Origin of the sequence: Mycobacteroides sp. CBMA 271, assembly GCF_009729205.1 — a bacterium.
GTDB lineage: Bacteria > Actinomycetota > Actinomycetes > Mycobacteriales > Mycobacteriaceae > Mycobacterium.
On sequence record NZ_VTHB01000005.1, the window covers coordinates 165894 to 190189 of the forward strand.

Consider the following 24296-nt stretch of genomic DNA (forward strand, 5'->3'; position numbering starts at 1 on the left):
ACGCCCGATGGAATCGACGGAAGTGCATCACTGTCGGCAAGCGCGCCGCCATCGGCAGCGGGGATCATTCCGAGCCGGGTGAGCCGACCCAGGCCCGCAACCAAGAGGTAGCGACGGCAAACACCGGGTGGGTCCATTAGCTGGTGCAATTCTCGGATCAGTCACCAACGCATGTGTGCGAGCTGGCGATTTCGTAACACGGGCGAAAAGAAGCGGGGAATAGATCCGTGTCACCGGTTGTTGACATTTTCTTGTAGCTAACTAAGCTGTTGCGGGTGGTTGCGGGACTAAATACGCAAGTTGTGAGCGACGACACATGTACGGTTACCTGACAAACGTATGTAGTATCCCTTAAGAATTACTAAGAAATAGGCATGAGCGGAGTCACGTGAGATGAACCGACAATGCGGCCGGACACCCCACATGCGCGTGGACTCCGCAAAGACAACACGGTGCCGTACCGACTGGTAATTATTTGCGCGAAAGTCGCGGACGCGCACAGTCGGACGCGATAGGCAGAGTCGAGTTGTTGGCCCTCGGGCCACACGGGTGAAGGGGATTGGACGATTTTCAAGGTCTTGAAGCGGGTATGGATCCCGCTCGTTGTGGCGGTGGTCCTTGCGGCCGCTGCTTTCGGCGTCTTTCGGCTTCACGGTGTGTTCGGCTCGACCAATATCAATGAGGCGGTCGGCATCAAGGATGATTCAAAGAACATCATCCCGAAGGACATCGTCTACGAGATCTTCGGCCCCGCAGGGACAAAGGGTGAAGTCAACTACCTCGACGACAGGGCGCAGCCCCAACGCGCCCAGTTCACGACGCTGCCCTGGACGCTCACCATCACGACGACGATGACTTCTGTTTTCGCCAATGTCGTCGCGATGGGGGATAGCGACGAAATCGGCTGCCGCATCCTGTCCAACGGCGAAGTTAAGGACGAGCAGGTCGTGTCCAACCGCAACGCCCAAGTCTTCTGCATGGTGAAATCCGCATGAGTACACACAGCGCCCCCACGAACGGGACTCCAGTGCATGGAGCGCCCCAAAAGCCTTCGCGCATAGCGCGATTCATCCACACGTTCTCCGTGCCGATCATCCTTGCCTGGCTGGTGTTGACGGTCATCGTCAACGTGGTGGTGCCGCAGCTCGAAGAGGTCGGTAAAGAGCATTCGGTGTCGCTGGCCTCCAAGGACGCGCCGTCGTATCAGGCCATTAAGCGCCAGGGCGAGCTGTTCCAGCAGTTCAAAGACGACAGCATGGTCATGGTCCTGCTGGAGAGCGATACCAAGTTCTCCACCGATATGAACGACAAGGCGCATACCTTCTACCGCGAGATGGTCAAGCGCCTCCGGGCCGACACCAAGCACGTGGAGTATGCCCAGGATTTCTGGGGCGACCGAATTACCGCCGGCGGCGCGCAGAGCGTCGATGAAAAAGCGGCCTATGTTCAGCTGAATCTCCGTGGGGACCAAGGCACGACGGAAGGCAAGGAATCCGTCACCGCCGTCCAGGACCTCGTCGACAAGCTCGTCAACGAGAGTCAGAAGAACGGGACCTATCCCGATGGGCTCAAGGTCTTCGTCACCGGGCAGGCCGCCCTGACGATGGACATGAACGACGCCGGCGACAAGAGCATGCTCAAGATGACGGGCATCACCTTCATCGTCATCGCGGTCATGTTGTTGATCATCTACCGATCCATCACGACGGTGCTGCTCATCCTGTTCATGGTCTTCGTGGAACTCGGTGCCGCCCGCGGTGTGGTCGCGATCCTCGGCAATGCCGAGATCATCGGCCTGTCAACATTCGCGGTGAACCTGCTGACCTCATTGGCGATTGCCGCGGGCACCGACTATGCGATCTTCCAAATCGGCCGCTATCACGAATTGCGAGCCGAAGGTAAGGACCGGCTCGAGTCCTTCTACCTCATGTATCACAGTGTCTCGCACGTGATTCTGGGCTCCGGCCTGACCATTGCCGGCGCCACGTTCTGCTTGAAGTTCACGCGTCTCCCGTACTTCGAGTCCTTGGGTGTGCCGTGTGCGATCGGCATGCTCGTCGTGGTGGCGGCCTCGCTGACCATCGGGCCCGCGGTGCTGCTGATAGCGACGAAGTTCGGGCTGCTGGAGTCGAAGCGCACGATCAAGTCTCGGGGATGGCGCAAGATCGGCACCGCAATCGTGCGGTGGCCCGGGCCGATTCTGGCTGTCTCCATGATCATCGCCATCGTCGGTCTAGCCATCTTGCCGACGTACAACGTCAACTACAACGACCGGTACTACATCCCGAGCGGCCTGCCGTCGATCCAAGGTTTCCAGGCATCCGACCGGCACTTCTCCAAGGCGAGAATGAACCCGGACATCTTGATCGTCGAGGCCGATAAGGACCTGCGAACACCGGCGAACATGTTGGTGCTGGACCGGATTGCCAAGAACGTCTTCCGTGTCGAGGGCATCAACAAGGTTCAGAGCATGACGCGGCCGATGGGCGCGCCGATCGATCACAGCTCGGTGCCATTCCAGGTGAGCATGCAATCGGTGTCAATGACCGAGAACATGAATTACCTGAAGAACAGCATGTCGGACATGTTGAAGATGGCCGATGATATGGGTTCGATGATCACGATCATGGAACGCATGTACAGCATCATGAAAGAGCTGGTCGGTGTGACGCACGATTTAGCGGGCGTCAGCACGGAATTACAAGGAACCGTGCACGAAATGCGCGACAACATCGCGAATTTCGACGACCAATTCCGGCCGTTGCGTAACTACTTCTATTGGGAAAAGCACTGCTTCGATATCCCCATGTGTTGGTCGATGCGGTCAATATTCGACACCCTAGACGGCATCGACAAAATGGCCGAAAACATGGACGGCATGGTCAAGGACATCAACAAGATGGACACCTTGATGCCGCAGATGGTGGAGCAGTTGCCGCCCATGATCGCCATCACCAAGAACATGCGAAACACCATGCTGACCATGTACAGCACGATGAACGGCATGATCACCCAGATGGATCGCATGACCGACACCGCAACGGTGATGGGTCAGTCGTTCGACGAGGCGAAGAACGACGACTTCTTCTACCTGCCGCCGGAAGCCTTCGATAACGAGGACTTCAAGAAGGGCGTCAAGCTGATGATGTCGCCGGACGGGAAGGCCGCGCAGTTCATCATCACGCACGAGGGTGACTACGCCAGCAACGAGTCGCTTGCCAATACCCAGGTCGAGCTCAAGGCCGCCAAGAACGCGATCAAGGGCACGCCGCTCGACGAGGCCAAGCTCTATCTCGGCGGCACCGCTCCGACCTATCACGACATCGGGGAGATGGTGAAGTACGACCTGATGATTGCGGTCATCGCGTCGCTGTGCCTGATCTTCGTCATCATGCTGGTCATCACCCGAAGCATCGTGGCGGCGTTCACGATCGTCGGCACCATCGCGATTTCGCTGGGAGCGTCCTTCGGTCTGTCGGTGTTGCTGTGGGAGCACATCCTTGGTCTGCAGCTGCACTGGTTTGTACTGCCGTTCACCGTCATCATCTTGTTGGCGGTCGGATCGGACTACAACCTGCTCTTGGTGTCCAGATTCAAGGAAGAGCTACATGGCGGCTTGAACACCGCGATCCTTCGCGGCGTGGGCGGATCCGGCAGCGTCGCCACCCAGGCAGGCCTCGTGTTCGCGTTCACTATGGGCTCGATGATCACCAGCGACCTGATCGCGATCGGCCAGGCCGGGTCGGCGATCTGTCTGGGCCTGCTCTTCGACACCTTCGTGATCCGGGCATTCATGACACCGGCAATCGCCGCCCTGATGGGCCGATGGTTCTGGTGGCCCATGAAGGTGAGTAAGTACGCCACCGATCCGCCGGCCCCTCCGGTACCGGTCCAGCCACCGGTACCCGTGCCGGTCGGTCCCGGTCCCGCGCATGACGACGCAGTCACCGCGGAGTTCCCGAGACCTCCGGTCTAGCACCACCGCAATTCGGTCCCCATGCTTATGGCGTGGGGACCGAATTCGTTTCGGGGGTAAATGCCATTCGGGCATGAGTCCGCGACAGCGCGGGAAACGCGACATGCGGCGGCCAGAAACAGCGCAAAAAAAACGCCCCGTCGGTGTGATCACCGCGGGGCGTTTCTCTGTTCGCTTGGTTAGGGTCCGTCCCAGACCGCCATGTCGGACGGATACTTGCTGCAGTTCTCGGTGCCCTTGGCCACGACACCCTTGTTGTTGAAGAAGATCTTGCCCCAGTTGGGCCATTGCGAGGTCAATGCCTCCGGCGGGTAGTTCACCGCGAAGACCTCGGACTCCGCGCGGCGCCCAGCATAATCCTTGGCGAAGAACTGGTGAATGCGGTCGATCGTCGCGTCCTGCACCTGCTGAGGCTTGTTGTTCTTGTCGATCATGTACCGCGTGTAATAGATCGGGTCATAATCGCGCACCGCGGCCAGATATTGCTCGGCGGTGCACGTGGTCTTCAGCATTCGCCGGGGGACCGGGTAGTCATCGGTGGAGTCTGCAGAGGCAATCGCGGGGAATGTACTCGCGGCGATTCCCGCGGTCACTATCGCAATTCCGGCAGTGCGGGCAGGACCGCGAATAAGACCGCGAATGGAGTTCAGGCGCATGGAGCTATTGTAGCGGTTTCCGTGCAGGTCCGGGGTACGGAAGTGACTTATTCGGCAGGCGGTTATGTGTTGAAGTGACCGCAGGTGACGGTGTCGTTGACGGGTCCGTTGAAGATCCCGAGGGCGGGCGGGACGGTCAGGTCCTGCGAATCGACCACCACATCGTCAACCTGCACCTCGCAGTGCAATCCGACGCCGTAGGGAGGCAGCACCCGCACGGTCATGCCTGCCTGCTGCGCGTCATCCATGACCAGGTTCACCTCCCAGGTTTCACCCGGGGACAGACGCGGTTGCTCGGTCCTCCGATCCACTGGATCAGTCTTGAACGTCACGGAGATCCCGCGGCCGATACCGTCGACGCGGGCGATGTAGCTGATGTTGTGCAGCTCGGCTGCGGAGGCTGGTGCTGCCAGCAGGGCGAGAGTGACCACCGCTGTCCCGGCAGCGCCTAACCCACGAAGGAGGGGGCGCATACCCGGCATCTTACCGGTGCTCGGCAGTCAGCGACAACACGATTACTCCAGGTCAGCGGGGCCTTCGGTGTGATGCACACCGAGTTGTTCGCAGGCGGTGTTGAGTACCCGCTGTACCGCCAAGGTATCGGCGAGCGGCATCACCGTGCTCTGCGACCGGCCCTCGATTAGGCATTGGTTCACCTCCGCGATCTCGTGGCTGTAACCGCCGCCGACTGGCGGCTTCACAATTGCCTCGGGATCAGATCCCTTGCGGTGCAACACAATCTCGCGAGGGTGATGAAAGCGGGGCAGGACATCGATCCAGCCCTCGGTGCCGAAGATGCGCGCCTGGCCCGGAGTGGGATGCAGGAGCGAGCACAGCAATGTGGCGGCGCACCCGTCGTCGTACCGCAGTAGCAGCCCGGCCTCGGCATCTACGCCGGTGGGGAACAACGACCCATGGGCCACCACCGCCGCCGGATCTCCCAGAAAGTACTGGGCCAGCGACACCACATAGACACCAAGATCCAATAGAGCGCCGCCGCCCAATGCCGGATTGAACAATCGGTCGTCTGGGTCAAATGGGCGGTCCACGCCGAGGTCCGCCTGGACCTGTCGGACCTCGCCGATGGCTCCCTCGTCGACGAGCGCTCTGGCTGCCACTATCGCAGGTTGAAACCGCGTCCACATCGCTTCCATTGCAAAAACACCACGGGCCCTGGCGATATCGATGATCTCCTGCGTCCCAGACGCGGTCGCGGTGAAGGCCTTCTCGACGAGGATGGCCTTTCCGGCGGTGAGCGCCGCGATGGCGACCTGTCGGTGCTGCGGATGCGGAGTTGCGATGTACACGGCGTCCACATCGGGGTCGCGGAGCAGTGCCCGGTATGACCCGAAGGCCCGTGGAATTCGATGCACCTGGGCGAATTCTTGAGCACGCTCGGCCGACCGGGAAGCGACGGCGATCAGCTCTGCGCCGGGCGTGAGCGGGAAGTCGCGGGCCACATTGCCGGCGATACGGCCCGGTCCGACGATTCCCCAGCGAATGGTTTCAGGCATCGACGTCTCCGTTCGGTTCGCGCCAGGTCAACGGCATTCCTGCGGCGGTGAGCCACGCGTTCAGATCGTGCCCATGCCCGGCGAGCGCGTCGATTGCGCCCGTCGCCCGGCGGAGCGCGAGTTCCGCTGTGGCGGTGGATAACAGTCCCGCCTTGTGGGCGTCGAGCAACTCGTCGACATCCACCAGTTCGGTTTCACGCCCGCAACGCACCACGAGGTCAAGATAGTGGTCGACGGCTGTCCACTGCGACGGCCCGGCGACGAAGTCGCCGACGTCCAGGTAGAAGTCCTGGTCGCGTTCGTAACCCGGGTTGTAGTGAAAGATGTTCGCACGCAGCCCCAGCGCCGGGAGCAACCAGGATTCGAGGTAGTGGAACTGCGCCCGTCCCGGTGTCGGTCGCGCCAAGTACAACCCCCACGGCTCAACCCGGTAGTGGTCCACCGATCGGACGATCCCCTTGGGGTCGGTGTTGGTCATCGCGTCCAGGTCGAAGATCTCGCGTTTAGGTGGATGCACGCTTTCCTTACTGCCGTCCCTCATGGTGCACGGCGGGTGTCAGACCATCGGCTTACTCTGAGCTCATGGCTTTCGCAACAGAACACCCCGTCGTTGCGCATTCCGAGTACCGCCCGGTATCGGACGTTCTGCGGACTGACGGGCAGTTCGAGGTGGTCAGTCCGTACGAGCCCGCCGGTGACCAGCCGGGCGCCATCAAGGAGCTCGAGCGCAGGGTGCGGGCGGGGGAGAAGGACGTGGTGCTGCTGGGTGCCACTGGTACCGGCAAATCGGCCACCACGGCGTGGCTCATCGAGCGGTTGCAACGGCCAACGCTCGTTATGGCGCCCAACAAGACGCTCGCCGCACAGCTCGCCAACGAACTTCGAGAAATGTTGCCGCACAACGCTGTCGAATACTTCGTCTCGTACTACGACTACTACCAGCCGGAAGCATATATTGCGCAGACGGACACATACATCGAGAAAGACAGCTCCATCAACGACGATGTGGAGCGGTTGCGGCATTCGGCAACCTCGAATCTGCTGTCGCGTCGTGATGTCGTGGTAGTGGCATCGGTCTCGTGCATCTACGGTTTGGGCACCCCGCAGTCCTATCTGGATCGTTCCGTGCAATTGGATATCGGACTGGAAGTGCCCCGGGACGCGCTGCTTCGGCTGCTGGTCGATATGCAGTACAACCGCAATGACGTCGCATTCACCCGTGGCACCTTCCGAGTCCGGGGCGATACCGTCGAGATCATTCCCTCGTACGAGGAGCTGGCCGTCCGCATCGAGTTCTTCGGCGACGAAGTTGAGGCGCTGTATTACCTACATCCGCTCACCGGAGACGTGGTTCGGCAAACTAGTTCGTTACGGATCTTCCCGGCCACGCATTACGTGGCCGGACCTGACCGCATGGCGAAGGCACTGGTGGGTATCGAGCAAGAGCTCGAGGAACGTCTATCCGAGTTCGAAGGTCAGGGCAAACTCCTAGAGGCCCAGCGCCTGCGGATGCGCACTAACTACGACATCGAGATGATGCGCAATGTGGGCTTTTGCTCGGGTATCGAGAACTACTCACGGCATATCGACGGACGGGGGGCAGGTACACCGCCGTCGACACTGCTCGACTATTTCCCCGACGATTTCCTGCTGGTCATCGACGAATCGCATGTGACGGTTCCCCAGATCGGCGCCATGTACGAGGGGGACATGTCGCGTAAGCGGAATCTGGTGGACTTCGGGTTCCGGCTGCCCTCGGCCCAGGACAATCGTCCCCTCACCTGGGAGGAGTTCTCCCAACGCATCGGTCAGACCGTGTATCTCTCGGCGACGCCCGGGAACTACGAGCGCAGCGCCGCCGGCGGTGAGTTCGTGGAGCAGGTGATCCGGCCGACCGGGCTGGTCGACCCGAAGGTGGTGGTGAAACCCACCAAGGGACAGATCGATGATCTCATCGCCTCGATACGGCAACGTACCGAAGTCGATGAGCGCGTGCTCGTGACCACGCTGACCAAGAAGATGTCCGAGGATCTCACCGATTATCTGCTGGAGATGGGTATCCGAGTGCGGTATCTGCATTCAGAGGTAGACACCCTGCGACGGGTCGAACTGCTGCGTCAGCTCCGCCTCGGCGAGTACGACGTCCTCGTCGGCATCAACCTTCTCCGGGAAGGCCTGGATCTGCCCGAGGTATCGCTGGTCGCGATCCTCGATGCCGACAAGGAGGGGTTCCTGCGGTCCAGCAGGAGTCTGATTCAAACGATCGGTCGAGCCGCGCGGAACGTATCCGGCGAAGTGCACATGTATGCCGACACCATGACCGACTCGATGAAAGAGGCCATCGACGAGACCGATCGGCGTCGCGCCAAGCAGGTCGCCTACAACGAGGCGAATGGGATCGACCCAAAGCCATTGCGTAAGAAGATCGCCGATATCCTCGACCAGGTCTATCGAGAAGCGTCGGATACCGAAGCCAGCGAGGCGATTTCGGTAGGCGGATCCGGCCGCAATGCCAGTCGCGGTCGCCGGGCACAGGGTGAGCCCGGTCGTGCGGTCAGCGCCGGCGTGTTCGAGGGCCGCGATACCAAGAGCATGCCGCGGGCCGAGCTGGCCGACCTCATCAAGGACATGACCGAGCAGATGATGACCGCCGCGCGCGATCTGCAGTTCGAGCTGGCCGCCCGATTCCGGGATGAGATCGCCGATCTCAAGAAGGAACTACGCGGCATGGATGCCGCCGGTCTCAAGTAGTCAGTCCGGATCCGCGAGCAATCGGGCACCGGTGGAGCCGTCGTCGGCGAGGACATCACCGGGGTTGAACAGCGTGCACTTCGTCATAGATAGGCAGCCGCAACCGATGCATCCGGTGAGCTTCGCTTGCATGTCCGCGATCGCGCTCTTACGGGCTTCGAGATGGGCGTGCCATTGACGTGAGATACGTTGCCAGTCACGGGTATTCGGTGCTCTATCGTCGGGCAGGCTCGCGAGGACATCGGCGACTTCCGATAGTGGGATACCGAAGCCGGTTGCGACGCGGATCAGCGAGATGCGGCGCAAAGCGTGCCGGCGAAATACGCGCGCATTCCCGGACGTCCGTTCAGCGGGAATCAGACCGATATCGGCGTAGTAGCGGACCGCGGACACCGCGATGCCGGTACGCCTGGCCACCTCGCCGATGGGTAGCAGCTCGGCCTTGTCCTTCATCAAGCCTCCTCCGGCCTTGATCTCAAGTGGACTTTAGCTCATACCGTGTCGGCATGACGCGTGACGTGGACGGTGGCAGCTGGCGAGATCTGTTGGGAGGGCGGCAGCTCGGGATCATCACGGTGCTCGCCGGCGGGGTGGCGCTGTACGCCACCAATGTCTATCTCACCACCAGCCTGTTGCCGAGTGCCGTCGCGGACATCGGCGGGGAGCGTTTTTACGCCTGGGTGACAACGGTGTATTTGATCGCCTCGGTGGGCGCGGCCACGGTGGTAGGCCCATTGCTCGGCTGGGCCGGTCCGCGCGGCGCGTACCTCCTCGCGTTCGGTGCATTCGCCGCGGGCACGCTGGTGTGCACCGTCGCCCCGGAGATGGAGGTCATGCTGGCCGGGCGCGCCGTGCAGGGCGCCGCGGGCGGGCTGCTGGCCGGGCTTGCCTACGCGGTCATCAATCGTGCGCTGCCGCGACGGCTGTGGACACGCGCGTCGGCGCTCACCTCTGCGATGTGGGGTGTCGGAACGTTCGTCGGTCCTGCGGCCGGCGGGCTATTCGCTCAGTTTGGGCTCTGGCGATGGGCATTCGGCTCACTGGCAGTGATTACCGTGAGCATCGCCGCGATGGTGCCCTATGTGCTGGCCAGGGGTCAGGATGCGAGGGCCGGCACCGCACGGCCTCGTGTCCCAGTACGGTCGCTGCTCGTACTGACGGCGGCCGCCAGCCTGGTGGCCGTGGCCGGGCTTCAATCGGCCCTGCCGACCATGGTGGGCTTGATCGTCGCCGCGGGGGTGCTGGTCGTTACGTTCGTCGCGCTCGATCGTCGCTCCTCGGCGTGGGTGCTACCCAAGGCGGTGTTCGCGCGCAATCCGCTGAAATGGATCTATCTGACGATCGCCGTGCTCTCGGTGACGTCAATGGTCGAGACGTTCATTCCGTTCTTCGGACAGCGTCTGGGCCACCTGATCCCCGTCGCTGCCGGATTCCTCGGTGCCACCTTGGCATTCGGGTGGACCGTTGGAGAAATGCTTAGCGCATCGGCGAAGCCAAGGACCGTGGCACGCGTGGTGATGCTCTCTCCCGTCGCGGTCGCCGCGGGACTGCTACTCGCCGGTGTGCTGCAACGTGACGGCGCTACGGGTCCGGAGATCGGACTGTGGGCGTTGGGTTTCGCCGTCACCGGTGCCGGTATCGGGATGGCCTGGCCGCATCTGGCGGCCGCGGCGATGTCGGTGTCCGGCGATCCGGCCGAAAGTGCGGCGGCCGCCGCGGCAATCAGCACCGTGCAGCTGATCGCCGGGGCGTTCGGTGCTGGGCTGGCCGGAGTTCTCGTCAACCTCGGCGGAACCTCCACTCGGGGCGCACATCTGCTGTTCCTGGGGTTCGCCGCGGTCGCGTTGCTGGGTGTCGCCCTGTCCTCCAGAGTGTTTCGCGTGCGAACCACCGGGACGCGCGAGGTGACGGATAAGGCAAAGGAACCTACAGTTCGGGCCCCGGTGTGACGATCACGGGTGTATGAACGAAACCATGCTTCGGACTCTCGCCCTCGCGGCTGCCGTGCTCACCCTCGCCGCCTGCGGAACGTCGCAGAACCAGAGCCCGCCGTCAACCAGCACTCCCTCGGCCAACGATGATCGTGGCGCGTTTCGAGACCTCTATCGGGAGCTGATCGAGACCAACACGACAGCGTCCCAGGGGAGTTGCACCGAAGCCGCGCAGAAGATGGCCAATCGTCTTAAGGCAGCCGGATACACCGATAAGGACCTGGTGTTGTTCAACCCGCCCGATCACCCCAAGGACGGCGGCCTGGTGGCGACGCTGAACAGCGCGGAGAATGCCGGCGGCCCGATAGCCAAACCCATTCTGCTGCTGGCGCATATCGATGTTGTCGAAGCCAAACGCGAGGACTGGAAACGAGATCCGTTCACCCTCGCGGAAGAGAACGGGTACTTCTATGCGCGCGGCGCCGAGGACGATAAGGCCATGGCTGCGATATTCGTGGACAGCCTGATTCGATACCGCACCGAGAAATTTGTCCCGAAGGTCCCAATCCGGGTGGCGCTCACCTGCGGCGAGGAGGGCGGCGGGCAGGTTAATGGGGCCGAGTGGCTGCACCAGAACCGGCCCGAGCTCATCGATGCGCAGTTCGTCGTCAATGAGGGCGCGGGCGGCGACCTGAACGAGGACAACACACCGATTCTGCTCGAAATCCAGGCGGGCCAAAAGATCTATCAGGACTTCACTCTTGAGGTCACCGATGAGGGCGGACACAGCAGCCAGCCCGGAGCCTTCAACGCCATACAGGCTCTCGGCGCCGGCCTGAATCGACTCGCTGCCGCACCGTTCCCTGTTCGGCTCAACGACGTGACCCGGGCGTACTTCACGGCACAGGCTCCGCTTCAGCCCGAAGAGGTGGGTCAGGCCATGTCGGGCATTGTCGCCAATCCGCAAGATTCGGCCGCCGCGGCGGTGTTGTCCAGGAACCCGCTGTACAACGCGATGCTCCGCACCACCTGTGTCCCCACGAAAATCGCAGGCGGACATGCCAATAACGCCCTGCCGCAGCGCGCTACCGCGAATGTGAACTGCCGAATCTTGCCGGACGGCACCGCGGAGGCCACCCAGCAGGCGATCGTCACCGCAATCAATGACCCCAAGGTCATGGTGAAGCCCGCAGCACCGTTCCGCACGAACGCCGCCAGCGTCCCACCCCTGACCCCACAGATCGTGGACCCCATCAAGGCTGTCGCCGGGTCGATGTGGCCGGGTGTGCCGCTGGTGCCCACCATGTCGACCGGGGCAACCGATGCCATCTACTTCGGAAAGACCCCGGTGTATGGCCTCAGCGGCATCTTCGCGAAGCCGGGGGAGACCCACGCGCATGGCCTGGACGAACGCATCCAGGTGAAATCCCTGTATGACGGAAGGGCATTTCTCTATCAAGTCATCAAGCAGTATGCGAACGGTGCTTGATGCTCTTCGTACATGCACTCATCGCCGCGTGACGGTCCTCCGTGACGGTCCTCATAGTCAGATTGAGGCGCACGCCATACCGGCGCGCGCCCTCGGCACGGGAAAATCGCGCGCATAGCCAGACACAATCAGTCAAATGGCGCATGGCCGGGATCCTTCCCGGCTAATCTCATCTGGCCTGGTCAAACTGAACTGGAGGATCTTTCATGAGTGCATACAGCACTGTCGTTGTCGGTACTGACGGATCGGATTCGTCATATCGGGCGGTCGACCGCGCTGGAGCCATCGCGGGCGCCGCGGGCGCCAAGCTCATCGTCGCTACCGCGTACTTCCCGGAGAGCAACCCCCAATCCGCCGATGTGCTGAAGGAGGACGCCTACAAGGTCACCGGTAAGGCGCCCGTCTACGACATTCTGCGTACCGCCCGTGAGCGTGCTGCAGCTGTCGGCGCAACGAATGTGGAAGAGCGCTCGATCGAAGGCGCGCCGGTGGATGCGCTGCTGCAGCTCATCGTGGACTCCAAGGCGGACCTGCTGGTGGTCGGCAACGTCGGCCTCAACACCATCGCCGGACGCCTGCTGGGATCGGTGCCCTCGGATGTCGCGCGTCGCTCCAAGTGCGACGTGTTGATCGTCCACACCACGTAGATCCACTGGAGGTCAGCTTGGGGTGAGTGCTCGCTCCGAAAAAGTTGATCTTCCGCAACAACCGCGGCTGGGCGTGCCCGTCGCGGTTGTTCGCTTATGCTCCCAGCCTGTGGGGACCACGTCAGATAGTGACGCAGACGATCAGGGAGCAGACCGCACATGGGTGGGATGGGTCGAAGATAAGAAGGTTCTGCTTACGATTTTCATCTCTGTAGTCGCTCTACTGGCGCCAACCAGCTCAGCGGTCGCGGCCTTCTTGTCGTGGCGAACCGCGCAGGCATCTGAAGCCGTCACGCGACACGCAGCTGATACCGCGGGTTCGATCCTGACAATCAATCCGATCGCAAGACTGACAGGCATGTGCGGCGCGGACTATGACCCACTGCACATTGAAGTATCTGTTCAAAACTACGGACGGCTCGCGGGCCGGATTCTGAACCTGCGCCTCTTCGTTTGGATGATTACGCCCGACGGCTACCGATCAACTGTTGTCGCGTCGGCGCACTCCGGTCCGGTCGAGGTTGCGGCGATGGATAGTGCGACGGCAAGCCTCCAGATCGACTGCGATGGGCTGGGGCGGATGATGATGACCAATCCAAAGAATCTCGTTGATGGACAGCCTTCAGTGGGTCTCCTTCTGCAGTCGGGCATGGGAGATACGTTCGTTGAAGTTCAATACCCATTGAGAACCTCGGTGCACTTCCCGCTGGAGCAAGTCTCTAGGTGAGGAAACGCGACCGGGCTGACGGGTCTGGACTTGGATGCCCGGCATGACGACTCCGATCAGCATGGCTGGCGAGCACGCGATTGTGTTTTTCGTTCTGGATCGAGACAAGTCGATCTGCGGCTACTCCTGGTTGATCGAATGGTCAACAACCTCGTTCTACATCAAATCGAACTACCCGGCGCTCAAGTCGACAAAGGTGAGTCTTCACGGACCTGATCCGAAACATCCTGGGAAGGAACACTTTCGATTTGACTTCGACCGCAGAGAGGCTGGAGTCAAGGCCGCTAATGCAGGGGGAGGGATGTCGGTAGACGCCACGAAGGTATTGCCGATACCGTTCACCGGTCGCAGAGTCAACAAACGAACACTGCATGTTCTGCGGTTCTCGACGGAGTGGGGCATGTTTCTTCGAGGTGTGCCTTCCGCGCCCGTGCCAACCACCAAGGGCAAGGCCACCGTGCACGCCACGATTGAGGCACCCTCACAGTTGCGGGTCGTTCATGTTGATGTGTATCTGAGCAACGGGAGTGCGTACTGGCATGACGAGGCCGAGGTCCGTGACCGTAATGCAGGGCTCGGGCCGATCATCAACTCCGCGAACCAGTATCTCACCGCGGAAGTGGGTCGGGTGAAGGCGACGGCCGAACCCGACCCCTTCGGGAACGTCCAGGGGGACACCCCGCTTGATCGATGCATACGGGGCATTGCAGTCCGCCCAGATCCATCGGGGTTCCTCTGGATCTGCGAGAAGATGATTCCGCAGTCAGTGTTTACGCCATTGGCAGCCGGACCTCAGACGAGCTGATCCTCTCGTTCTGGGCCCGCGGTCGGTCGAGCAAGCCTGCATGTCGTCGACGGACGTCTCAAACAAGCTCTCGGCCGAAATGAACGCACGCGCCGGCACGACGAAAGTCCACTGACCGATGACCGCTGAGAGGATCCTGCTGATCCAGCAGGACACAGACGACGCGGTTGAGCGCGGCGGCTTCACGGGCGGCCGGCGGGGCTGGTGGCGCGGAAGCTAACCCACTGTATCTCGAATTATCAAGGGCTGCCGCACGACTCGAGCATACTTCGTAGCCAGTACAAATGTGCAAAATCGGGCATGCGTGTGGATCCGCACAAATGTCGCGCCATGCCGGGCTTCGATTGGTTCGCCACGCTCGCATCCCCTCCGCTTGGACAGTTGGCGGCTTCGGCACGGTGTCATAACCGTTTGCTCTGTGGCACGCCCGCGAGGAAGCATGGGCGTATGGATGACCTGCCCGACGATTTTGCGATTGCGCTCGGACGGTTGCTGTACCTCGGCGGCCTGGTCGAGATGCGGCTGGACCGTTGTCTGGTCCCCGCTGGTGAGGAACCGCCTCGCCGCGGTCTGAGCGGCGCCCGGCTTGTGGACGAACTTCGCAAGGTCGAGGCGCCGAGCGCACTCTTTGTTGAGATCAGAGACGGCTACAAGGAGATGCATGAGTTTCGCAATCACCTAGTGCATGGTGCCCACAACTACGCGAATGGGTCGCTGTGGACCTGGCGTGAGCCCACCGGCGCCAAAGGTACAGCGGCCTTCAGCTTTCGGTTCGATCTCACGCATCTACAGGAGGTGGCTCAATCGTGGAGAAATTTGGCCAATGCGATACAGATCGAACTCGACCAACGTGAGCGACTAACCGCACCTGAACCCGAACCGCGCTAGTTCACCAGCCGCATTTCGCGCCGCTGGCCGAGCGATCCGCGTTCGGCGCCCAGGGTGGTGTCGTCGCCATGCCCGGGGTACACCACTGTGGAATCCCGGTAGGCGCCGAAGAGACGCTCACCGACGTCATCGAGGAGTTGGCTGAAGTCCTCGGGACTGAAGGTCTTGCGACGCCGCCCGGGAAGACTGAAGGTTCTAAGATAGAAATATCGTGGCGACGGCCGGGCTCGTCATCGGTGACGGGTCCTGCGTCGTGGAAGCGGACGGTGTATTCAACGTGAGTGTCGGATAATCGGAGACCAGTTCCAGCGCAACGCATTTACCACCCGCGCTAAGATCAGCGCGCTGCAGCCGCAGGCCATCGTGAAGGTCGGCACCGCCGCGCAACCCTCCGAACTCGATTGCGGGCCAGCACTATCCCTGGCTGGACAGCACTCTGTGGTCCGAGCGCCAGCCCCGAGTGGCAGAACTTCATCGGACCACTCGGGGCTGAGTCGTGGGCATAGGGTGGTGGGGTGTACTACCAGCCCCACTCCCACCACTCGTTCCAGTCATGAGCGCGACCGTCGTCGCGGCCTTGGTTGGCGGCGCGGCAGGCAGTCTTCTCACGGCAGGGCTAGCCTGGTTGCGCGAACGGCGGCGCACTCTCGACGCGTATCGAGCCCCGCAACGCCAAGCCATTGGCGACCTTCTCGCGACAACGCACGATCTCATGCTTCGCGAGCTTGAATCGCGGATGGTCCAGATCGAGCTGGTCCAACATATTCGGCAGGACCTACCACCCGGCGAGCATCTAGCGGCAAAGCTGATAACAGCAACCACTGCCCTAGGCAAGGCGACGCTCGACGTTGAAAGGTCTTTCGCGATTGGAAGATTGACCATCATCGACGCACCGTGCTGGGAGGCGATGGGGGTCGCCTACATCGCGCTAACGCGACTACGCACGACGATGGCCGTCAGAGCTGATGCACCCGACATGGAAACCGTCGAGCAACTCGAGAGTTATGTCGAGGAGATCAGGAGTCTCGCCGAACAGCTCAGCCAAAGCGTTCTGGCGCTGATAGTTGCGGCGGCCGACAGGATGTCACCGGCAGAGACCTTGAAGAATCGCCGCCGCCGACGCCAGTCCCGCCAACGGCTGACTGCTCACGCCTCTGAACTTAGCTCGGGGTAGGGGGCAAATCTCCACAGACTTCAGAGCGGACCCAACTCCTCGGTATCGGGTCCTCTCTACTTCTGGCGGAAATTTCAATAAATGCTCCTGGCATGGACGAATACCGCTGTGGACATCACCCTGCTTCGGCATGATGGCAGGAATGACAATGCGGCTGTCGGCAACTGCCTCAAGAAGGTACTGGCGTGCCTTGATGGCGAACGCGGTGTCCCTAGTCGATGACGCCGCCGTCCTGCTGGGGCATGGGTCTGCCGGACGGGCGCGCGCGCTTCTGATCCTTGCCGAGGAAGAGCTTGCGCGGGCTCAAGCCCTGTACAACAGTTCGGTGTCCGCATGGGAGGGGCATGCGTCGGAAGTCGAGGTGCCTCCGCGCTCTCACTTAGCGCAGTCCAGAGATCACCGCGAGAAGATTTCTGCCGCTGATGCTTACGGGCAGGGACTAGGCCCATTCTGGGGTGATTACAGCGCGTGGGCAGAGGGCTCCGGGGGTATTCCTGGGCGTGACCCGGCAATCGTGAATCAGACGAAACAGGACGGTTTCTATGTGGCTAGCACCGCAGATAGCCAAGGGCAGTTCGGATCTCCGTTGGATGCTCCCGCCGAGCCGGTGGCTACTGAATTGGAGCGTGTCGCCGGCGTCGTGGAAATGGCGGTCATCGAAGACCACACTCGAAAACAAGCACTAGGGACAGCGCAAGATGCCGACAGCGTGCAAGACCTCCATGCGATTGTTCTGGAGCATGCACATCCCGAATTCTGCGCCGACTTCATCCGAGCCATGGAGGAGAGAGCGGATTACGCCGATCCGGACGAAAGTTGATCGGGCCCTTCCCTAACTCCCGGATCTTCGTGTAGTTCGCACGTGTCCACCCATTGGGCTAGCAGGCTCAGCGTTGCCAACCGCTCGACGCCTTGCTGCTCGGTGAATTCGCCTGCTCCGTGGCTTGCCATGTTGCGAATGGTCATCTGGACTCCCGGCGCGAACTGGCGGAGACCGTCGTTCATGGATCTGACCGACTGATGGGCCGGATCACCCGGCCAGCGGAGGCGCGGCATGTTTGGCTTGGGCGGGTCGTTGGAGAAGGCTTGCTGCCATACTGATGTCTCCTGAACATCGTGGCGTCCTGTAATCGACCGAACATGTTGTGCCACTGCGTCTGCCGCACTGCGTACGGCGTCGCGGTAATGACCGTCTTTCCATAGTATCCGAGCTGCACCCCACACGAGTGGGTGCATCCGCGCCACTCCGACCTCCGGAGGTGCCTCGGCTTCCGCTTTTGCGATCTGCGCTTCCAACCGCCCCAGCGCACTGTCACACGCGTTAGTCACGTTCTCCGGGGTCAAGAAGGACTTCGGCTGAATAACTGTTTCCCAGTTGGTAATTGGGTCGACTACGCCAATACCCTGCACGGCGAAGTTGATATTGGTGATTGGAGCGACCTGCACCGCGCGCCCGGCCGCGTAAGCTACACGCGCCATCCTCGACTTCAGCTCGTCTTCGTCCACCTCATCCGCTAGCCACATCGCGGGCGTAATCCCCTTCGGACCGATCTGGTCGGGGATATAGAACTCCATCAGTTCAAGAAACGCGTCCTTGAAGTCCTGTACCGCTTTCGCCAAGCCTCGTAGATATTCGGGGTTCTTCTTCGCATCCGCCACGAGCGATCAGGTTAGCGACCCAATACACACCGCAGGTCAAGTCGGCCGGATTGCTTGGTGCTTTGCTCAGTGCTTTCGTCTTCGTCGGGATCGCACTTCTCACAGTCGCAATCGCAGCCCCCGAGCTTGATCGCCGCCGAGTGTGAGGCCGCCAGTCGGTAGAGCACCGGCCGCAGCTCGTCATCCGACATCCCCGCTGTGTGGATCTCTACTGCCTTGGCGATGGTCTGGGTCTTCCCAAGCTCAGCGGCCATAGCGGCGCGGTCGATTGCGGCCGATTCTGCGGTGGTGTGTGCCGTCTCGTTGATCACGCGCCCTCCGTTTCAAGCCAGTCTTCGATGAGTGTTCGCAGAATCTCTGACACTGGCCGACCCCGAATCACCGCTTTCGCGCGAAGTCTCTCCCAAATGTCTTGGGACATACGGAAATGGCGGATTGGCGTGTGATTCAGGATTGGTACGGCTACCTCTCTCGAAATTTGCTAACCAAGAGAGACTATAGAGCGGTGTATACACACAAACTACTATTGAGCTGCACTTACCCGCCGCAAGGCCGGACAGGAGGCGTCACCAGCCGCGTTCGCGCCATTCGCCAAGAGATCCACGCTCGGCACCTAGGGTGGTGTCATCGCCGTGCCCTGGGTAGACGACCGTGGAATCCGAGTACGCACCGAAGAGCCGCACGCGGACATCGTCGAGCAGTTGGTCGAAATCCCCCGGGTTGAACGTCTTGCCGACACCGCCCGGGAACAACGAATCCCCGGTGAACAGGTGCGTCACCCCGCTGGCGGTGAAGGCCAGTGCTACCGAACCCGGCGTATGCCCGCGCAGGTGGATCACGTCGAAGTGCAGGTCGCCGATCGCGAAGCTGTCGCCCCCGGACAGCAGCGTAGTGGGCCGGACGGGAAGTGGTCCAGCGTCCAAATCATGTGCAGCACTGGATGATTGGGTCTTGCCGACGATCGCTTCAAGGGCCTGCCAGTGATCGAAGTGCTGATGTGTGGTGACAATGAGCTCGATGTTGGGGGCGTTCTCGTCCAGCAGGGTGGCCAGGCGCTCGGCGTCGTTGGCGGCGTCGATCAGCAGCGACTTGCCGGTATTCGCACATGTCACGATGTAGGCGTTGTTATCCATCGGGCCCACCGACGCCTTGATGATGGTGGCGCCGTCCACGGTGCGACGCGCCACACCGGAACCGGGTTCGATGTGGCCGGAGTAGTTGTCGTCGATGGTGATGGAGGTCATGCTCTGACGGTACTGACCCGCATCGACGCGGGGGTTGTCGGTACCTCGTCCTAGCATGGAGACGATGACTCAGCCGGCTTGGTCAATCAACCGCTGGGCTATGCGAAAACGCCTGAAAGGGGCAGCGTGAGAGGACACTGGTGGCCGACCGTCTAATCGTGCGGGGCGCGCGTGAGCACAACCTGCGCGGTATCGACCTTGACCTACCCCGAGACAGCCTCATCGTCTTCACGGGCCTCTCGGGATCCGGGAAGTCCAGTCTGGCCTTCGACACCATCTTCGCCGAGGGGCAACGACGATATGTCGAGTCGCTCTCGGCGTACGCCCGCCAGTTCCTGGGGCAGATGGACAAACCCGATGTCGATTTCATCGAGGGGCTCTCGCCCGCGGTGTCCATCGACCAGAAGTCGACCAACCGCAACCCCCGATCCACGGTGGGAACCATCACCGAGGTCTACGACTATCTGCGTCTGCTGTATGCGCGGGCCGGAACACCGCATTGCCCGGTGTGCGGGGAGAAGATCGCCAAACAGACGCCGCAGCAGATCGTCGATCAGGTGCTCGATATGGAGGAGGGCCTGCGATTCCAGGTGCTCGCCCCCGTGGTGCGTACTCGCAAGGGCGAGTTCGTCGACCTGTTCGAGCAGCTGAACTCCCAGGGATACAGCCGAATTCGGGTGGACGGCGTGGTGCACTCGCTCACCGACCCGCCCAAGCTCAAGAAGCAGGAGAAGCACGATATCGAGGTGGTCGTCGACCGCCTCGCCGTCAAGGCCAGCTCCAAGCAGCGACTGACGGACTCTGTGGAGACGGCGCTGCGCCTGGCCGACGGCATCGTGGTACTTGAGTTTGTCGACGCCGAAGAGAATTCCCCCGAACGTGAGCGCAGATTCTCCGAGAAACTCGCCTGCCCCAACGGCCACCCGCTCGCCGTGGATGATCTTGAACCGCGGTCCTTTTCGTTCAACTCGCCCTACGGTGCCTGCCCCGAATGCACGGGTCTGGGGATCAAGAAGGAAGTCGACCCCGACCTGGTGGTGCCCGATCCGGACATGACCCTGGCCGAGGGTGCGATCGCACCATGGTCGATGGGGCAAAACGCGGACTATTTCGTCCGGCTCATGTCCGGGCTCGGGGATGCCCTCGGTTTCGATGTCGATACACCCTGGAAGAAGCTGCCGGCGGCCGCCAAGAAGGCGATCCTGGACGGCTCCACCGAACAGGTCCATGTCCGATACAAGAACCGGTACGGCCGCACCCGGTCGTATTACGCCGAATTCGAAGGCGTGCTGGCGTTCCTGCAACGGCGTATGGAGCAGACCGAATCCGAATGGGCCAAGGAGCGGTACGAGGGCTTCATGCGGGACATCCCGTGCCCCGAGTGCAACGGAACCCGGCTCAAGCCCGAGATCCTCTCGGTCACGCTGACCGCCGGTGAGCACGGCACCAAGTCGATCGCACAGGTCTGCGAACTCTCGATCGCCGACTGCGCTCAATTCCTGGGCGCGCTGACTCTCGGACATCGCGAGCAGGCGATCGCCGGACAGGTTCTCAAGGAGGTCCAGTTCCGGCTCGGCTTCCTGTTGGATGTCGGGCTGCAATACCTTTCTCTGTCGCGTGCGGCGGGCACGTTGTCCGGCGGCGAGGCACAGCGCATCCGGCTGGCCACCCAGATCGGCTCCGGACTGGTCGGCGTGCTGTACGTGCTCGATGAGCCCTCCATCGGCCTGCATCAGCGCGATAACCGGCGACTCATTGAAACGCTCACGCGTCTGCGGGATCTCGGCAACACGCTGATCGTCGTGGAACACGATGAGGACACCATCAAGCATGCCGACTGGATCGTCGATATTGGCCCGGCGGCCGGGGAGCATGGCGGCCAGGTAGTGCACAGCGGCACCTACGCCGAGTTGCTTAAGAACAAGAAGTCCGTCACAGGCTCGTATTTGTCTGGGGCAGAGAGCATTCCCCTGCCGCCGATGCGCCGCCCGGTCGACGCCAAGCGTCAGGTCACCGTGGTCGGGGCGCGCGAGCACAACCTGAAGGAGATCGATGTCGCCTTCCCGCTGGGCGTGCTGACCTCGGTCACCGGAGTCTCGGGGTCGGGTAAGTCGACTCTCGTCAACGACATCCTGGCCACGGTGCTGGCCAACAAGCTCAACGGTGCACGCCAGGTGCCCGGCCGGCACACCCGAGTGACGGGCCTGGACCAGGTCGACAAGCTCGTTCGGGTGGACCAGTCGCCCATCGGGCGCACCCCGCGCTCCAACGCGGCCACCTATACGGGAGTCTTCGACAAGATCCGCACGCTTTTCGCGGCGACCACTGAGGCCAAAGTGCGCGGCTATCAGCCTGGCCGGTTCTCGTTCAACGTCAAGGGCGGTCGCTGCGAGGCGTGCACCGGTGACGGCACCATCAAAATCGAGATGAACTTCCTGCCTGACGTGTACGTGCCCTGCGAGGTATGCCATGGCGCCCGGTACAACCGGGAAACACTTGAGGTGCACTACAAGGGCAAGACCATCGCCCAGGTACTCGACATGCCCATCGAGGAGGCCGCCGAGTTCTTCGAACCCATAACGTCCATCCACCGGTATCTGAAGACGCTCGTGGAAGTCGGCCTGGGCTATGTGCGGTTGGGCCAACCCGCCCCGACGCTCTCCGGTGGTGAGGCGCAGCGTGTGAAACTGGCCGCCGAACTGCAGAAGCGCTCCACGGGTAAGACCGTCTACATTCTCGACGAGCCCACCACGGGGCTGCACTTCGAGGACATCCGCAAGCTGCTCACCGTCATCAACGGTCTGATCGACAAGGGCAACACCGTGATCGTCATCGAGCACAACCTCGATGTAGTCAAGACGTCGGACTGGATCATCGACATGGGGCCCGAGGGCGGATCCGGGGGTGGCTCCGTGGTGGCACAGGGCACGCCCGAGTCCGTCGCAACGACAGCGGGCAGCTACACCGGCGAGTTCCTGGCGGATCTGCTGCCCAAGCCGGTTCGGAATGGCAAGACGCCCACCAAGACCACGGCCAAGACGCCGGCCAAGTCGCGGACCAGGAAGGTTGTCGCGCCAGTCTAGGGTGGCACTCATGAGCGACGCCGCCGTCGGTGAACCCTTTGTCCGGATACTCGCCGACCTCGCGGTCGCCGCGCCCGACACCCCCGCGGTCACCTGCGGCGCCGAATCGGTCACCAGGGCCGAACTGGAGCGGCGTGCGACCGCCCTCGCGCACGCGTACCGCCGCCTCGGAGTGCGGGAGGGCGATCTGGTCACCATCGGGCTGCCCAACTCGGTGGAATTCTTCACGGCAATGATTGCAGTGTGGAAGCTTGGCGCTACCCCGCAGCCGGTGTCGTGGCGGTTGCCGCTGGCCGAGCGTCGCGCAATCGTCGGGCTCGCGGATTCCTCACTAGTGGTGGGGGTGGACCCCGCCGAACATCCGGATCGGGTGTGTGTCCCAGCGGGATTCGAGCCCACAGTCCAGGACGTTGCCGCTGGGCCACTGCCCCTGGTCGTATCGCCCGCTTGGAAGGCGCCCACATCCGGTGGCAGCACCGGCCGACCCAAGATCATCGTTGCGCCCAGCCCAGCCGCCATCACCGGCACCGCCGCGGGTGAGGTCATGGGCATGCAAGCCGGGGATGTTCAGCTCGTTGCCGGTCCGCTGTATCACAATGCGCCGCTGATGTTTTCGTCGTACGGCCTACTACTCGGCCACCATCTCGTAGTGCAACCCAAGTTCGACGCCGCGGAGGCGCTGGAGTTGATCGGCAAATACAAGGTCACCTGGTTGCAGGTGGTGCCAACAATGATGTCGCGAATGCTGCGCGAAATTCGCCAGCATCCAGGGGGTTTCAAGCTATCCACCATTCGGGTGCTGTGGCATATGGCCGCTCCGTGTCCAGAGTGGCTGAAGCAGTCCTGGATCGACCTGCTGGGCCCGCAGACAATTTGGGAGCTGTATGCCGGCACCGAGGCCATCGGCGGCACCATCATCACCGGCAAGGAATGGCTGGCCCATCGTGGCTCGGTTGGGAAACCGGCGCTGGGTGAACTGACTATCCTCGACGATGAGGGAAATCCCTTGCCCGCAGGGGAGGTGGGCGAGATTTTCATGCGGCCGTGGGAAGGCATGCCCAAGCCCTACAAATACCTCGGCGCTGAGATCAAGCGAGTGGGAACCTGGGAATCCATCGGCGATCTCGGCTGGCTCGACGAGGACGGCTATCTCTATATGAGTGATCGCCGCACCGACCTGATCGTGACCGGTGGTGCGAATGTGTTTCCCGCAGAAGTGGAATCGATCATCAACGGCTATCCCGGCGTGGTTGACAGTGTTGTCGTCGGTCTGCCCGATGACGACCTCGGACAAGCCGTGCACGCCGTTGTGCATACCGAATCGAATGTCATAGAGGAGCAGCTGCGCGACTATCTGCTGGATCAGGTCGTTCGGTACAAGGTGCCACGCACCATGGAGTTCGTGGCGGAGCCGCTTCGCGAGGATTCCGGAAAGGTGCGGCGCAGCCTTATCCGCGAGCAGGCCATTGCTCGCCGGAATGCGACTGGCTAGCTCTCGATTTCGTCGCCGGAGTTGTGCATCGACTTGCGGATCTCTTCAACGCGCTCCGCGGCGGCCCGCTTCCTGGCCTCGAATTGCTCCTCGAGCTGGCGGCCCTCGCCGCTCTCGGCGTCCAGCTCAGCGGACCCAGCGGCCGTGCCGGACCGGGTTTCGATCTTCTCGCGTACCGACTCAAACGTCGGCACACCGCTGTCGGTGTATCCCGGATCAGGCGTATCGGACATACCGGTGGACGCTACTCCGCCCCGGCA

General features: G+C 61.9%; 22 protein-coding genes and 1 pseudogene. 13 read left to right on the top strand and 10 right to left on the bottom strand.

Translation table 11 applies throughout. The features are described 5' to 3' along the window. Positions 1-578: 578 nt before the first annotated feature. The gene (locus FZI91_RS14555) at positions 579-995 is read left to right on the top strand and encodes an MmpS family transport accessory protein (protein ID WP_155939714.1); all 417 of its coding nucleotides are present in this window, start codon (positions 579-581) and stop codon (positions 993-995) included. After that, positions 992-3976, top strand: coding sequence for an RND family transporter (locus tag FZI91_RS14560; RefSeq protein WP_155939715.1), 2985 nt, complete (start codon positions 992-994; stop codon positions 3974-3976). Before FZI91_RS14555 ends, FZI91_RS14560 begins: the two co-directional genes overlap by 4 nt. Positions 3977-4155: 179 nt before the next feature. Here the strand turns inward: FZI91_RS14560 and FZI91_RS14565 are convergent, their stop codons facing one another. From FZI91_RS14565 to FZI91_RS14580, 4 genes are all read right to left on the bottom strand, one after another. Beyond that, the gene (locus tag FZI91_RS14565; RefSeq protein ID WP_155939716.1) at positions 4156-4632 is read right to left on the bottom strand and encodes a DUF5078 domain-containing protein; all 477 of its coding nucleotides are present in this window, start codon (positions 4630-4632) and stop codon (positions 4156-4158) included. 62 nt (positions 4633-4694) lie between these two features. Then, entirely contained in the window at positions 4695-5105 is a 411-nt protein-coding gene (locus tag FZI91_RS14570) for a hypothetical protein (protein ID WP_155939717.1), read from the bottom strand. A 42-nt stretch (positions 5106-5147) separates the two neighbouring features. Next, a complete protein-coding gene (locus tag FZI91_RS14575; protein WP_155939718.1) occupies positions 5148-6146 on the bottom strand; it encodes a Gfo/Idh/MocA family protein in 999 nt (332 codons plus the stop codon). Continuing rightward, on the bottom strand, positions 6139-6663 hold the full coding sequence (locus FZI91_RS14580; RefSeq protein ID WP_162526085.1) for a DUF402 domain-containing protein: 525 nt from the start codon (positions 6661-6663) through the stop codon (positions 6139-6141). The genes FZI91_RS14575 and FZI91_RS14580 overlap by 8 nt, the downstream gene beginning before the upstream one ends. 65 nt (positions 6664-6728) lie before the next feature. Between FZI91_RS14580 and uvrB the strand changes: the two genes are divergently transcribed. Further along, a complete protein-coding gene (gene uvrB / locus FZI91_RS14585) occupies positions 6729-8897 on the top strand; it encodes an excinuclease ABC subunit UvrB (RefSeq protein ID WP_155939720.1) in 2169 nt (722 codons plus the stop codon). On the opposite strand, the gene soxR is transcribed toward uvrB, so the two are convergent. After that, positions 8898-9350: a redox-sensitive transcriptional activator SoxR gene (gene soxR, locus FZI91_RS14590; protein ID WP_155939721.1), complete on the bottom strand. Its 453-nt coding sequence runs from the start codon at positions 9348-9350 to the stop codon at positions 8898-8900. It abuts the gene before it with no gap. A gap of 53 nt (positions 9351-9403) precedes the next feature. Between soxR and FZI91_RS14595 the strand changes: the two genes are divergently transcribed. The 6 genes from FZI91_RS14595 to FZI91_RS14620 all read left to right on the top strand — a co-directional run bounded on the left by FZI91_RS14595 (position 9404) and on the right by FZI91_RS14620 (position 15384). Then, positions 9404-10846: an MFS transporter gene (locus FZI91_RS14595; RefSeq protein ID WP_155939722.1), complete on the top strand. Its 1443-nt coding sequence runs from the start codon at positions 9404-9406 to the stop codon at positions 10844-10846. A gap of 13 nt (positions 10847-10859) precedes the next feature. Continuing rightward, on the top strand, positions 10860-12317 hold the full coding sequence (locus FZI91_RS14600) for a M20/M25/M40 family metallo-hydrolase (RefSeq protein WP_155939723.1): 1458 nt from the start codon (positions 10860-10862) through the stop codon (positions 12315-12317). Positions 12318-12523: 206 nt separating this feature from the next. Then, positions 12524-12964: a universal stress protein gene (locus tag FZI91_RS14605; protein ID WP_155939724.1), complete on the top strand. Its 441-nt coding sequence runs from the start codon at positions 12524-12526 to the stop codon at positions 12962-12964. 163 nt (positions 12965-13127) lie between these two features. After that, complete coding sequence (locus FZI91_RS14610; RefSeq protein WP_162526084.1) at positions 13128-13691, top strand: hypothetical protein; 564 nt, start codon at positions 13128-13130, stop codon at positions 13689-13691. A gap of 43 nt (positions 13692-13734) precedes the next feature. Beyond that, positions 13735-14496, top strand: coding sequence for a hypothetical protein (locus tag FZI91_RS14615; protein WP_155939725.1), 762 nt, complete (start codon positions 13735-13737; stop codon positions 14494-14496). 447 nt (positions 14497-14943) lie between these two features. Beyond that, complete coding sequence (locus FZI91_RS14620) at positions 14944-15384, top strand: hypothetical protein (RefSeq protein ID WP_155939726.1); 441 nt, start codon at positions 14944-14946, stop codon at positions 15382-15384. Here the strand turns inward: FZI91_RS14620 and FZI91_RS23985 are convergent. After that, positions 15381-15571 (bottom strand): annotated as a pseudogene (locus tag FZI91_RS23985) (MBL fold metallo-hydrolase); the annotation flags it as partial. The gene FZI91_RS14620 and the pseudogene FZI91_RS23985 sit on opposite strands and share 4 nt — an antisense overlap. Before the next feature lie 366 nt (positions 15572-15937). Here FZI91_RS23985 and FZI91_RS14630 point away from each other — a divergent pair. Beyond that, positions 15938-16558: a hypothetical protein gene (locus FZI91_RS14630; protein ID WP_155939727.1), complete on the top strand. Its 621-nt coding sequence runs from the start codon at positions 15938-15940 to the stop codon at positions 16556-16558. A 142-nt stretch (positions 16559-16700) separates the two neighbouring features. Then, positions 16701-17378 (top strand): AbiV family abortive infection protein, encoded by a 678-nt coding sequence (locus tag FZI91_RS14635; RefSeq protein ID WP_166548255.1) that lies wholly within the window; start codon positions 16701-16703, stop codon positions 17376-17378. Here the strand turns inward: FZI91_RS14635 and FZI91_RS24240 are convergent. The 3 genes from FZI91_RS24240 to FZI91_RS14650 form a co-directional block, all read right to left on the bottom strand. Further along, on the bottom strand, positions 17354-18217 hold the full coding sequence (locus FZI91_RS24240; protein WP_155939729.1) for a TIGR02391 family protein: 864 nt from the start codon (positions 18215-18217) through the stop codon (positions 17354-17356). The genes FZI91_RS14635 and FZI91_RS24240 overlap by 25 nt on opposite strands. A gap of 11 nt (positions 18218-18228) precedes the next feature. Further along, on the bottom strand, positions 18229-18528 hold the full coding sequence (locus tag FZI91_RS14645) for a hypothetical protein (protein WP_155939730.1): 300 nt from the start codon (positions 18526-18528) through the stop codon (positions 18229-18231). A 255-nt stretch (positions 18529-18783) separates the two neighbouring features. Continuing rightward, positions 18784-19461, bottom strand: a complete 678-nt coding sequence (locus tag FZI91_RS14650; RefSeq protein WP_155939731.1) for an MBL fold metallo-hydrolase — start codon at positions 19459-19461, stop codon at positions 18784-18786. Positions 19462-19601: 140 nt separating this feature from the next. On the opposite strand from FZI91_RS14650, the gene uvrA reads away from it, so the two are divergent. After that, positions 19602-22544, top strand: coding sequence for an excinuclease ABC subunit UvrA (gene uvrA / locus FZI91_RS14655; RefSeq protein WP_162526082.1), 2943 nt, complete (start codon positions 19602-19604; stop codon positions 22542-22544). Between the two features lie 10 nt (positions 22545-22554). After that, positions 22555-24036 carry an AMP-binding protein gene (locus FZI91_RS14660; protein ID WP_155939733.1) on the top strand — a complete coding sequence of 494 codons (1482 nt, stop codon included), beginning with the start codon at positions 22555-22557 and terminating at the stop codon, positions 24034-24036. Here the strand turns inward: FZI91_RS14660 and FZI91_RS14665 are convergent. Beyond that, positions 24033-24269 carry a hypothetical protein gene (locus tag FZI91_RS14665; protein WP_155939734.1) on the bottom strand — a complete coding sequence of 79 codons (237 nt, stop codon included), beginning with the start codon at positions 24267-24269 and terminating at the stop codon, positions 24033-24035. The genes FZI91_RS14660 and FZI91_RS14665 overlap by 4 nt on opposite strands. Between the last annotated feature and the right edge of the window lie 27 nt (positions 24270-24296).